Origin of the sequence: Pseudomonas sp. CM27 (assembly GCF_013179515.1) — a bacterium.
Taxonomy (GTDB): domain Bacteria; phylum Pseudomonadota; class Gammaproteobacteria; order Pseudomonadales; family Pseudomonadaceae; genus Aquipseudomonas.
Map to the genome: position 1 here is coordinate 27,457 of NZ_JABMCN010000014.1, position 12,221 is coordinate 39,677.

Sequence of the window (12,221 nt, forward strand, 5' to 3'; positions counted from 1 at the left end):
GCAGTGCAAAGATATGTGTGGAGGGACATAAGAGAGCGTTAAGCTTATATTCTTGGGAGTTTAAAAGCTTCTTCTTTAGGCATGTAGTACCAGAGTCTTGTCAGACCCACTGGTGCTTTTTTAGGGGTTGCTTGTCCGTTGTAATTTAGATGGTTTTTCATCATTTGACTTTGTGAATAAATTCCAACTTTTGGAGCCGTTCGCAGTGCACTTGCAGCATATGCCAGACCGCCGCCAGCGAGACCTACGACTGCCGCCGCGTAGCTCAAGATCATGCCGATATTGCTGCGTGTCTCATTCCCTGCAAGAACGCCCTCCGTCTGTACCGCCGTACCGGCGATTGTCAACGTTGCCGTGATGATCGAAGTCGCAACGTTGAAGGCGGTGCTGAGCGTGCCTGCTCCCGCGGCTCCCGCAGCTCCCGCAGCTCCCGCTGCTGCCGCTGCTGCTGACGCTGCTAATGCTGCGGAGAATGCCGCTGTCGCAACTGTACCTGCCGCGACGGCTGGTGCTGCGGCTGCCGTGCCCGCGCCTATACCGACGGCTGCCCCACCGGCACCTACTATGGCGAAACCTGTCGTGCCTGCCGCCCAAGCGCTGGCTACCGCTGGTGTAGCTGCACCATACGTCACCGCAATCGCCACCACCGAGGCGATGGCGGCGAAAATGAAACCGACACCCATGCCGATCCAGCCCATCACACCGAGCTCCACGCGCGGCGAGATCCGATGCCGCTCAAGCTCCTGCCGCGACTGGCTGGTACCGCTGTAACCGGTGCTGAAATGCCCGGTAGGGTCGCGGAAGGTAACCGGGTTGCCCAGGCAGTAGCCGTAATAGTTCAGCCCCCCTTCGCCGAACGGGCTGAGCGAGTCCGGGCTGTGGAAGCGCATCAGCACCGTGTTGTAGGCACGATAGCCGTTGCCCAGCAGGTACCAGCCGCTGTGCGGGTCAAGCGCCTCGCCGTTGTAGCCCAGCGCAGCCAGCGCAGGGTCGTCGCTGTGGCCTTCGCCGTATGCCGTATAACGTATGGCCCGCGTGCTATCGGCCTGGCTTTCGGCAATCACGCTGTGGCTGGCACTGGTGTGCAGCAGCAACGGTGAGTGCGCGCCGCTGCCGCTTTGCTGCACACCCAGCGGTTGCTCGCCGTGGTGCAGGTACAGTGTCTGCACGCCGTCACGCACGGCCAGGCGCAATCGTTCACCGTCATGCAGCAGCAGCGTGCGCTTGCCGGCGTCGTGGCGACTGACCAGCAGGCCATTGCCGTCATAGCCATAGGTATCGGGCTGGCCCGCAGCGTTCAGGCCCAGCAACCGGTTCTGGCTGTCATAACGCACCGGGCGGTTACGCTCGTCGCGGGTCAGGTTGCCATTGGCGTCGTAGCTGAACCAGGGGTCCGGCTCGGCACGCGCAGGCGTGTATTTGATGTGTTGCAGCTGGCAGGGATCGCGTTCCGCATGAATGAACTCGGCCCTTTCCGGGCGCAGCACGCCGGTGAAACTGGTAATTGTGATCACGATATTGTTGAAGGCATCGAAGGTGAATACCTGTGATTCGATACCGCGGCCCAGCGCGTCGCGGGGCAGGTCCGGCCCCTTGCAGGTGTGCCGGACCAGACGCGCATGGCTGTCATAACCAAAGCCTTCTTCAAGACGCAAAACACCGGCGACATGCAGTGTGCGGCTGAGCATCAAGTCATCCGCGCCCCAGGCCGATTCCTGCAGGCGATCTGGCTGACCGCTCTGGCGCCAGGAGCGCTTTAATTCGCGATCATGATCATCATATTCAATCGCCGTTTGCAGCGAATGGCTGCCTGCCCGGTCGTGGCTGGTGATCAGTTGCACGCGGCCCAGCTCATCGTATTCGAAGACCGCCTGCAACTGGCCCTGAAGCGTGGATTTCAGACGACCGTCCGGGTAGTACTCGTGCGTGGTAGGTACACCATTGGCTTCTTGTGTACTTTTCAATCGGTCATGCAAGGTGCTGACGTGGGTCCTGCTCCAGGACTTGCCTGTGTGCACGTCGTCCCAGTGTTCTGCAGTCAGCTGGTTGGCCATGTTGTATTCGTAACGTCGCTTGCCTTGCCCGTTGTCACTGCTAAGCAAACGCGCGCTGGTGGGGTGATAGCCGAAGCGGGCGTGGTCTTCGGGCGCATCGTTGCTGGTCGGCATGTTGGTGAGCTGCAGGTTGTAATCCAGCTCGATGGTGTCCCCGGCAGGGGTGATGTACTGGCGTGGCATGCTTTCGCCTTCACGGAACACGTAATACTCAGTCCGCCCGCCCGTGGTAGCGCCGACCAGGCGGTCCAGCCCGTCGTGGTACTGCGCACCGATTTCGCGGGCGGGTAACGAGACGTTCGCCGGGGTCACCACCAGGCTGGCGGGTAGCTCTTCGCTGGAATGCTCGGCGTAGGTGCGGGTCAGCTGTGTATTGTTGGCCTGCCGGGTGCTCAGCATGCGGCCCCAGGGGTCGTAGGCAAATAGTGTGGTGTGGTTGCGTTCATCCCTTTCGCTAAGGGTGTGCCCGAGGCCGTCATAGGTGTAGCTGCGCTCGCCGAGCAGCTCGTCGAAGGCATCCAGGCGCTTGCGCCGCACGGGCTTGTTGAACAGGTTGAGCCAGGTCTCGGTCTTGCCGCTGATCGCCCGCGCCACGTGCGTTACCTGGGTTTTGACACCGTTACGGGTGTTTGTCCGGGTCCGTGATTGCAGCTTGCCGCCTTCGCGCCAGGTGTAACGGATGGCGCCTTTGTGAGCGGCATTACCGATAGGATCGAGTACGTTGTGTTGTTCAACGCCATCCGGGCCAATGGAGCAGCATTGCTCACCCCAATCGTCATACCTCATGCGCTTGGTCAGGGTCAGGAACTGGCTACCTTGCAGCCAGTCGGTAACGGTTTCCTGGACCCGGTGATCGAAAGCGTCGTACTCAAGGGCCATGACTTTGAAAAAGCTGCCCGGCCGTGAGGGATGAACGTTGTCCCTTTGCTCGAGGACAGGCCGGCCCAGGCCGTCCAGTACCGTCTCGGTAGTGATACCGCGCGCGTTGGTCACTCGATGCCGGGCGATGTCCCCGTCGCGGGCACACAGTTCATAGGCGTAGCGTCTGCCAGCCTCGAAGTCGGTCCCGGCCGATACCCGCTCACGGATAACACGGCGCAGTGCATCGAATTCCCAATGTGTTTGCACGCCGTTCTCATCGCATTCGAAGACCGTCTCACCGACCAGCAGCGAACGCCTTTCAGCGGTTGAGCGCAGCGCGCCGTCATAACCGATGAGGGTGGTGCGGGTTTCCAGTACCGGGTGCTGGCTGAGTGGGTCGACCATCCTCTTGAACTGATACTGGGTGGTGGTTTCCAGCGTGTTGCGTTTGAGCGTCTGCTGATAGAGGCGGCCATGCAGCAGGCTGGCAAACGGCGCGTCAATGTAGGCGCTCACCGTTTGCGCCAGCACCTCTGCCGGGTTGGCTTCCTGCACCAGTGTTTCGGTGTGCTCGACAACCATTGGGCTAAGCGTGATGGTGTCGCTCGCCAGCGGCGTCAGCGCGCGGTACCGGTAGTGGCGGGTCAGGGTGGGTGCCGGCCCTTGGCCGTCGCTGGAGGGTGTGGTGGTCCGGCTCTTGAGGTGCCGAACGAAACCATTGGCATCCCCCGGGTACCCGTCTTCAGCCTCTACGCCGTACCAGGTATTGGTTTCGGTCACCCCGCTGGCCAGTTTGCGCCAGGTGATGTTGCCATGGGTGTCGTACTGCGTTTCGACCGTTTCCAGGCGGCTGCGGGTAATCTCGTTGGCCAATGACCAGCGGGTCTGCTCCCTGATCGGCATCTGCAGGGTTGGCGCCTGCTCGTCGAATGAGCCTGGCCTAAGGTTGTAGGTGGTGTTGATTTCATGAACGCAGTTGTTCTGGACGGTTCTGGTGGCAGTCAGCAGGTGGAAACGGTTGAAGGTACGGGTAACGCTCTGCAGTGGGTTGCTATCTGCGTCGCATAAGGTTTCGACGGTCTGATACTCGTAGTCGGCCGAGTACTTGTAGAGGTTGTCCAGCCCGTCGTCACTCCAACCAATGCCACTGCCGAAGCCCAGGAAATTGTGCGAGCCCGGATAGACATAGGCTCGCTGAAATGCGGGTTGTCCCTGACCTGGCTCGATGATGTGGCGGGTAACCCGGGGCAAGGCCAGGGGGCGGCTGGTACCTGGGAACTGATGCCCAGCATCTTGATAAAGCAAGTATTCCCGAGCGCCGGTAGGGGTCTCGACCTTGCTCAGGCACAGATGATCGAGCACCTGCCTGTAATCCAGGCGCCAGCTTGCCTGCTCGGCGGTTGGCAAAACGACCGACCCGACCCAGTCGGTGTTGATCAGGTTCATCACATAGCGGGCGAAGGGCTGGCCGTCATCGCCCTGGTAAGGCCGTTCGCGCAACTCGATGCGGCCATCCTTGCGCTCTACTTCCAGAAGGATCTGCCCGCTGCCATCGGTGATCGAGCTGAGCATCATGTAGGCCGGGTTGAACGGCTGGTACGCCAGGCTGATGTGGTGCCCTGTCGCCGAATAGATCTGCACCGGCAGGGCGATGCGCCCGGTCATGCTGCCCATTTCTTCGAGAATTTCCACCACGCCAGAACGGTGTACCACCCGATAACGCGCGTTGCCACCGGGGCCGGCAGGTTCGCGATACAAATGAAAGTGCGCCAGCCGTTGCTCGCGCAGGTGCAGGCGGTTGCCGGCGGTTCCGGTGACCTTGAAAGTTTCACCGGTAGAGGTGGTGACGACTTGGTTGTGCGCAGTGAACTGGGTCAGTGACAGGTTCCAACCTTTGCCCCAGCCAGAGTCGCTCTTGTTGAGCGGGCTGAAGTTGAGGCTGAGTTCCGGGTCGGGGCCCTGGAAGTCATTGGCGCGCAGGTCGGGAAGTTTGATCGACAACGTGTACTGGCCGGTGCGCGTATCGACACCGTTTTCCATGAAACTCATGAAGTTAAGGGCGTTGGAGTGAATTGAAGGTTCTGAGCTCATGGTGGTGTGTCTCATCCTGTGCATGAGGAATGAACAACGGCGTTTCAACTTTCAATGCGCCCATGCTGTACAGAGCTGGAACATGACAGCGCGGTGCTGCGATACGGGTCGACAGTAGTTGAAGTTACCTGGGCTGGCACCTAGCAGTTTTGCCAGGTGTCGAGCCGCAGGGCGGGTGTTATATCTAGCTCAAGTTGCCGATTGGCCCTGTGTTGCAACGGAGACGCCACAATGGAAATGCCAGAGGTCGCGCACCTTGATGAAAGAAGTAACTCGGTCAGCCTGGATGCACTAGGCGATGCCGCGCTGGAGACCTGGATCAAATACCCCGGTATCGCCGAAGGGGATTACGTACGTGTCAACTGGCGAGGGTGCAGGGCGGACAATACGGCCGATGATATCTTTGGGGCTCGCCAAGTCCTTCGCCTGGACCCCGTAAAGGGCTGGGTGTTTCCAATCGCTAACGACAAAGTCAAGGCCTTGCGCGGTGGCCAGGTTTTCTACTCGTACATGCGAGTGACTGATGCAGGCGAGCCGCTCAGTGAGGAGTCCCTGCGTCGGGCCTTCTATGTCCAGCGGCCGGACGAAGGCTACTGGTCATTACCGGTTCCCCACCTTCAGGACGCCCATCAGGGGAAAATCGATGCCAGTGCGCTGAACCCTGAGGGCGTGCTGTTGGCGACAGCGCCGTATGCGGCCATGAGCGAAGGTGACGAGATCACGCTGACCTGGACGCCTTTCTATACCGAAACTGCAGAGGGCACGCCGGTTCAGCAGGAATATGTAGTTGAGGAGCACGACATCGGTCAGCCACTGTTGTGGCACCTGGAATATGGCGATGTATTCAACTACCTGTATGGTCACGGTTTGTTGCAATACCGCATCAAGTACGCCAGCGGTACTAGCAGCGAGTCCTTGGTGCAGCGCTTCGAAATCGTCTGGCCCGAACCCGAACCGAAACCCGAACCCACCGACCCGCCACCCGCGCCACCCGCGCCACTGTTGCCGGCACCCCGCATCGACGGGCATACGGGGGGCGCTCTGGACCCCGATGACGAAGCCTATCAAGACGGGGTGTGGTTGGAACTGGAGGTTGACCCGCAGATGCGAGTCGGTGATTCGTTGATGCTCTACGCCGTGGGGCCTCAAGTGACATTGCGAAGCCTGCGCGCGGATGTGAGCTCCCTGGACGGCAAGCGGGTTGCCGTGCTTTTGGACCGCGCGTGGCTGCAGAGCGACGAGAACCGTGGCAAGCAGGTCACTTTCAGCTATGAATTTGCGCGGCAAGGCGTGCAGAAGCGCTCCCAGGTGCTCACTGTGATACTGCAACGCAAACTCCACCTGCCGCTGCCGGTAATCAAACATGCAGTGCAGGAGCCTGGTGATGAGTCGCACCAAGCTACGGTCCACCCACGCAACCTGGGCAGTGGGGCTGAAGTCAGGATTCCGCAGGATGCAGAACTCGGCGAGGGAGAGGTGCCTGCGCCGCAGATCAGGCTCCACTGGCAGGGACACGGCAGCACAGGGAACGTCATCGTGCCTCAGCCTGCTTCTGGCGACCAGCGCTTGTTCAGGGTGCCGCGATCGGCAATGGCGGCCAACCTGGGCAGGCGGCTTGACGTGTACTACACCCTCACGCGTCACGGCGAGGCGCCTAGGGAGTCGCAAAAGTTTGACTTGCGGGTGGCCGATTTCGACAGCGCAAGTTACCTCCCTATCCAGGTTTCAGGCGTTGAAAACGGGCAGTTGAAATTGAGCGAAGTTCCAACGCACGGGGCCCTCTGCACGCAGGACAGTTGGACGTTCATGGCAGAAGGGCAATTGCTCGGCATCGAGGCAGAGGGTGAGCCGAGAACCGGTAAACCCCCCACTCATGTTCTACGCCCGCGCACCGCGGAAGTGACCGAGGATGAGTACTATGACGGCAGCATTGAAGCGCTTCTTCCCATACAGTTTCTCGAAGGCCTGAATTTGAACAGCACCCTGAGACTGACAGCATATGCCAGTTTCGATGACGGTGAGACGTGGCGAGCCTTTCGCTCTGCCGATATTAAACTGGTTGGCTGAAATATAATTAATTTCGGAGGTTACCCGTGTCGAATAATTCGAAGGCGGCGCTGCTGGCGTGGCTTCAAGCCGGCGATCGAATGCTGAACTGCGATTCGATCTTTGCCATTAAAAAGGACAAGGCCAACCCCCTGTTGATCCAGGAATATATAAGGCGTTTTCACACAGGCTCCTACCTGGAGCCGATCAACGGCGAAACGCCTGCGGACAATGGTTATAAAGTTTATATGCAAAACTTTATCCTGGATCATCCGCGCTTGTCTTTTGACAACGCCGAAATCACAAGCTCGCGGGCCAGCCTGCGCATGAAGATCGTTGGCGGTAACCAGGTAGGGTTGAAGAAGGTCGGTGCACACTGGTATCCCCAGCGCATTGACCGGATTGAACCCCTGGTGGGCCCGGAGTTGCGCCTGCGCCTTGAGCTTGCCGACGTGCCAGGCTATGTGAATGAGGAGGCAGGCCTGATCCTCGATTTGCGCAACAGTGATGATTTTGTGGTGACCTTCTCCGATTCCAGACGTATTCGAGAATTGGGAGGCGATTTTTTCAAGACCTTGTTCAAGGCGTTGCCCGACAGCAAACGCATCTGGTCACTGGGGCGTATCGAGCAAGGTAATGATGAACTGCTTCGACCCGAGTCGTTCCGGCTGTTCACTCAGCGTAATCCGGCGGTCAATCCTTCACCGATGGAAGAGGATGATGAAGATGTTGATGGCGCGGTAGTCGGGTTGATCAGCATGGTTGCAGGCAGCGGGCAGCCAGATATACCAGGGCCGGAATACCGCTACTTGATCCCTGATGACAGTGACGTTTACTCGGCCAGTGTGCTTTTCGAGCGCAAACGCGTGGCGCTTGCGACCGTCATCAGGCTCCTTCCGCGTGACATTTTCAAGAACGTGGAATTCAAGATTGAGCGGACGCCAAACGGTGAGATGTCAGCGATCGCAACGGCGGGGGAGTTGGCCTTTCTGTCAGAGCGCAAGACATTTAGCTACCAAAGCGAAAACGCTAAAGGCAGCGTTCACTGTGAAATTGATGCTCTTCTGGTTACCGATAAAGTTCCCCTTGCAGGCATTTTGAAAATCAACGTGGTGGCAGATCGCGTCACGCTGGAACTGTTGATTGATCGGCATGAAGTTTTCACCCAACTGGAGGCGTACCGGGAAGTCAGCTACGCACCGCACCCCTGGGTGAACCCGGATTTTGTCGAGGGCATCTGGATGTGTGAAACCAGATTAACAGTGCGCGGTGAATGGCGGATTAAGGATCTTCAAGGCGCCACGTTGGAGTTGTCCAGCTTTATCGCACAACCAGGAAGGCTCAAGTTACCTGAGCGGCTCTTCCCATGGGAGGGGGAGTCGACGGGAGGGGCGCTGGATGTGAATCATATGATGTTTGTCCTGCTGCTCCCCTACACGTCCTACCTCGACATAGGCGAGTTGAGAGCTTTTGGGCCGATCAGGGCCGCGCTCGCCAAGGACCTTGCCACCCAGTTACGTATGGATGAAGTGGTCGAGCAAACCATCAAGCTGAATTTCGGTGGCGCAATTTTGAGCCGCGAACAGCATATGCCCAATGACATCATCTGCTTCGGCCACGTCGACCCGCGGTCGACCACGTTCACCGTGACGCCGCTGGAAAAGATCCTGGTCCACGGCGACAAGTTGCAGCTTGCATGCGTGCCTGCGCAAGCCGGTGTGAAGTGGTCGGCCGAGTCGGTCGAGGGGGCGACGGACGACGCGGGCCATTTCGATCAGCATGCCAACGGCTTGTACTTGGCGCCGGGCAGCACAGGTATTCAGGGTGAGTTCACCCGAGTGCGGGTCACCGCCACGGATCCGGTCAGCGGTTTTTTCAGTTCAGCACTGCTCACCGTGGTCAAGCACGCCCTTCAGGTCAGCCCTTTGCTGGACGTATGTCAATCGGGCGACGAGGGGGTCAGCCTCAAGGCCGAGCACGTGACCGGTGGTGAACTGCAATGGCGCATCCTGGGCTCACAACCCTTTGGCAAGCTGGCGCATCCGACCGGCACGGCCAACACCTATCACCCTGGCAAGGACGTGGTGGGGAAATCGTTCGTGGTCGAGGAGGTGGAGGTGCGCAACAGCCTGACCGATGAACGCCGGACGCTATGTATCGTCACCCAGATGACCGGGAACCGCCCCGCTGATGTGCTGGTGGACGAACGCGATGACCAATTGGGCAGAGTCTGGCTTTCCATCAGTGCGGGGGGGCTGACCGGCGTCAGTGAACTGACAGTCGCGTATGGCCCGGGGCGGATCGACATCGATCAGGGCGGTAAGCCTTACTACCAGGCGACCGCCGAGAGCCCTGCACATTTCTGCGTTGTTCGCGCCGTCTGGCAGCCCTCGCCAGGGTTCCCCTTCAGCTTGGAGGGTTTCATCGTGTTGCCGCTGCCCTTGGGTGAGCACATCAACGCTTATCAGGCCCTCGAACAGGCTGCGCAACGCGTGGGTGCACGCATGCAGTCCAGCACATCAATGGAACAGGGTTAAATCATGGCTACCAATTATCTGTCGGTCATCACGGCTTGGATGAAGCAGCAAACAAGCCATCTTAACTGGGACCTCACATTTGCCACACGTCCCGAGCAACTGAACCAGCTGGTCGAGCAGGCGCATTTCAGTCAGGAGGACAGTGCCCATGGCGATATCGAAGGCGAGATCGCCCTGCCTGGCTCCGGCGTTACCCATATCCTGACCGGCTACCGCATGGGGCCGCCAGTATTGGCGGCCATGCAGGCAGCGCATGCTTCGGCAAAGGTCCAGCAACGCATCGCCCTTGAGGGTGGTACGCACCTGAGCGTGGACAAGGTCGACGGCCTGCTCGGTCTGGCGGTGCATGATGTGCTGGACCCGCTGCCAGTGTCGCAGGCCTTGGTGCTTGCCAGCGATGCCCAGGGCGTGAGGGCCGACCTGCGCGATGGCACTGATACCGAACTCGATCTGGGCGGCGGCCTGCCCCAGCGCCTGGCCGCCGGGCGCTTCTTCAAGGATGTGCTCAGCGGCCTGGGCAGTGCCCGGCAAGTCTATCCTTTGGTGACGTTCAGGCCACCCATCGGCAACCCTTACCTGCAGGTGCGCCGCACTGAGGTACGTACCCATGTCAGTAAAGCCAATGGCACGCCTGCGCTAGTCATCTTCGCAGGCGTTGACAACGGGCCGACGGGCGACTTCCCAGGCGAGGACTCCGGGTATCCTTTCCTGTTGCCTGACGACCTGGAAACACCGGTGAGCAGCAGTGTGTTGCTGACCTCGCGCTTCCTGCATCGGGCCGCCTACGGTGTCGGCCTTGAGCATATGCTTGAAGGTGGGGCGTTCGACGCCACTTTCGACGCGGATAACAACCTGCAGCGCCTGGATGCCAAGGCTGGTCTGCTGCCTGTGCACCCCGGCACCTATGAGAGCAACGCTTATCAGTTCAGCTGTGAGGCGTTCGAGATTGCCGTGGCCGGCGCTCCGCTTGACGCCGATACCGATGCGCGGATCGCCAGCCAACACGGCCAAGGATGCTGCTGCTGCACATCAGCCCTGAGCAATGCGCAGGGCCAGGAGTCTCAGGCTGATTTCCAATCGCCCCTCAGTATCTCGTTCGAGCGTGATGAAGTACGTCAGCACTGGAAGTCCCACTGCACCCTGTCATTGACCTACAGCGCCAAGCCGAACGGAGCGGAGCAGACTCACACGGCGACCTTCCAGTTCGACCTGCAGACGTTGTTCAACTTGAATGAACCGGCATCAGCCGAGGAAAGCGCCGGCGGCATGCTGCTCGGGCAAGTGTTGTGGCCATGGCAGCAGTCGGCCGAAGTGACCCCTGTCAGTGGCCTGCCGAACAACATGCCGGCCGAGCTACGCGACGAGATCTGCGCGTTTGTCGCGTTCTTGATCAAACAGGCGGTACTGGAAGGCCTGGCCAAGCAGCTGACCGCGTTGATTCCGGAGCAAGTGCTGGACGGCGCCACGTTGGCGGGGTGGTACAAGCTCGCGCCGTTCCGGCACGAACTGCCCAATGGCATGGCCTTGTTTGCCAGTGACGGTGGCGCTGCAGGGTTTCGTATCGTCGATCCACCCATCACACTGGCCCCGGCACAGCGTCATGCCTTTACCGTCAACCCGCCGCTGGAAAACGTGACATGGTCGTTGCGGGAGCTCCCTGGCAGCGTCGGTGACCTTGGCCGGATCGATCCCGCTACCGGTGACTACCGGGCTCCTCCAGCGCATGCCATGGGAAGCGAGCCGATGCGCGCCACGGTTGTCGCCACTGACTCGAAAACCGGCCAGAACAGCACCACCCTGGTCACCGTGGTGCCCTCTGCAATGACGGTCAACCCGCTGGTTCAGGTGTGCTACGTCGATGACACTTTTCCACTGACGGCCGGCACCCTGGGCGGAGCCCTGGAGTGGTCGGTGGCTGACGCCGGGGAGGACGGACGCGGTTCGGTAGCACCCGATGCTGATGGCAAGCGTTGCACCTACACCACAGGTGCCAAGGTTGAAGGCAACGAAACCTATGTACTCGACGAAGTCAGGGTGCGCAACACGCTGACAGACGAGGTGCGCTCGACCTATGTGCTGGTGCGCCAGCGCGGCCCGGAGATCGCGGTGACGCTTACCCAACGGCCGGACGGCAAGTTTCAATTGCAGGGCCGCGCCTACGGCACGGACCTGGTGGACGTGGAGTGGAAACTGCCGATTGATGGTACTGGCACTATCGATGGCGAGAAAAACGACCACTACACGCCGCCCTTTGCTGATTCCGACGCGCGTTTCACCCTGATCATCGGCAAATGGGCGCTAGAGGGTTCCGATTTCATCTTCGAAGGCCACCTGCTGCTGCAGCTGCCTTTGTCACAGCATTTTGCAGCCATGCATCGCGCCGCCAGCCCGGCAGGTCTGCGCGTGGCCCCTGCACCGTCGCTTGGAGGTTGAAGCCATGTTCTATTCATTGGAGCAACTGCTTGAAAAAATGAAGCAAGGATCGGTGACGCTTGGCTGGGGCGCAGTCGCGGTGTACAGCCGTCGCCAGCTCAATCGTTTGCTGGAGCAGCAGTATCTGCAACGTCTTGCGGAGAACAACTTTCTTCCACCGTTCAGCGACATACTCAAGCGCAAGGCGGTGGGTCAGACA

5 protein-coding genes are annotated in these 12,221 nt (G+C 59.9%); 4 read left to right on the forward strand and 1 reads right to left on the reverse strand.

Features of this window, described 5'->3' with window-relative positions:
• Positions 1–44 precede the first annotated feature (44 nt).
• Positions 45–5,006: an RHS repeat-associated core domain-containing protein gene (locus HP547_RS03445; protein WP_172285508.1), complete on the reverse strand. Its 4,962-nt coding sequence runs from the start codon at positions 5,004–5,006 to the stop codon at positions 45–47.
• 231 nt (positions 5,007–5,237) lie between these two features.
• On the opposite strand from HP547_RS03445, the gene HP547_RS03450 reads away from it, so the two are divergent.
• The 4 genes from HP547_RS03450 to HP547_RS03465 form a co-directional block, all read left to right on the forward strand.
• Positions 5,238–7,073: a hypothetical protein gene (locus HP547_RS03450; RefSeq protein WP_172285509.1), complete on the forward strand. Its 1,836-nt coding sequence runs from the start codon at positions 5,238–5,240 to the stop codon at positions 7,071–7,073.
• 26 nt (positions 7,074–7,099) lie between these two features.
• Positions 7,100–9,589 (forward strand): hypothetical protein, encoded by a 2,490-nt coding sequence (locus HP547_RS03455; protein ID WP_172285510.1) that lies wholly within the window; start codon positions 7,100–7,102, stop codon positions 9,587–9,589.
• Between the two features lie 3 nt (positions 9,590–9,592).
• On the forward strand, positions 9,593–12,022 hold the full coding sequence (locus HP547_RS03460) for a hypothetical protein (protein ID WP_172285511.1): 2,430 nt from the start codon (positions 9,593–9,595) through the stop codon (positions 12,020–12,022).
• 4 nt (positions 12,023–12,026) lie between these two features.
• Positions 12,027–12,221, forward strand: a 195-nt coding sequence (locus HP547_RS03465; RefSeq protein ID WP_172285512.1) for a hypothetical protein, incomplete at its 3' end; no start/stop codon positions are given.